Origin of the sequence: Cellulomonas sp. NPDC057328 (assembly GCF_042667215.1) — a bacterium.
GTDB lineage: Bacteria > Actinomycetota > Actinomycetes > Actinomycetales > Cellulomonadaceae > Cellulomonas.
Map to the genome: position 1 here is coordinate 1 of NZ_JBHUZW010000222.1, position 1,085 is coordinate 1,085.

Consider the following 1,085-nt stretch of genomic DNA (forward strand, 5'->3'; position numbering starts at 1 on the left):
GTCGGGAACAGGCGGCGGGCGGTGTCGCCGGCCTCGGGGTCGTACACCGTGACCTGCGCACCGCGCAGGTGCAGCGCCGCGGCCACGTTCAGCGCCGGGCTGTCACGCACGTCGTCGGTCAGCGGCTTGAACGCCGCACCCAGCACGCCGATCCGCTTGTTCAGCACCGAGCCGCCGCACGCCTCCAGCGCCAGGTCGATGACCCGCTCACGCTGACCCATGTTGATCTCGTCGACCTGCTGCAGCAGACCCGACGCCCGGTAGGCACCCAGCTCGTTCGCGCGGTGCATCAGGGCGCGGATGTCCTTGGGCAGGCAGCCGCCACCGAAGCCGAGGCCCGCGTCGAGGAACTGACGCCCGATGCGCACGTCGTGGCCCAGCGCGTCGGCCAGCACCGTCACGTCCGCACCCGCCGCCTCGCAGACGCCCGCGATCGCGTTGATGAACGAGATCTTCGTCGCCAGGAACGCGTTGGCGGACACCTTCACCAGCTCCGCGGTCGGCAGGTCGCAGACCACCACGGGTGTGCCCTCGGCGATGGGCCCGGCGTACACCTGGCGCAGCGTGGCCTCCGACCTCGCCGAGACCCCACCCAGCACGATGCGGTCCGGGTGCAGCGTGTCGGCCACGGCCTTGCCCTCGCGCAGGAACTCGGGGTTCCAGACGAGTTCGGCCTCGACGCCGGCCGGGGCCTCCTTCGCCACCAGCGTGCGCAGCCGCGCGGCCGTGCCGACGGGGACGGTGGACTTGCCGACGATGACCGCGTCCTTCGTCAGGTGCCGGGCGATCGCCGTCGTGGCGGCCTCGACGAACCGCAGGTCCGCCGCGTGCGACGTGCGCTGCTGCGGCGTGCCGACGCACACGAAGTGCACGTCACCCTGCGACACCGCGGACGCGACGTCCGTCGTGAACCGCAGCCGTCCCGTGGCCAGGTTCTTCTCCAGCAGCTCCGGCAGCCCGGGCTCGAAGAACGGCACCTTCCCGGCCTGCAGGGCGTCCACCTTCGACTGGTCGGTGTCCACACCGGTCACGTCGAAACCCAGCTCGGCCATCGCGACCGCGTGGGTCGCACCGAGGTACCCGGT

The 1,085-nt window shown here is 72.0% G+C and carries 1 protein-coding gene; it reads right to left on the bottom strand.

Translation table 11 applies throughout. The annotated features are described in order from the left end of the window. A partial coding sequence (locus tag ACFUMH_RS19100) for a UDP-glucose dehydrogenase family protein (RefSeq protein WP_378209224.1) occupies positions 1-1,085 on the bottom strand: 1,085 nt, incomplete at both ends.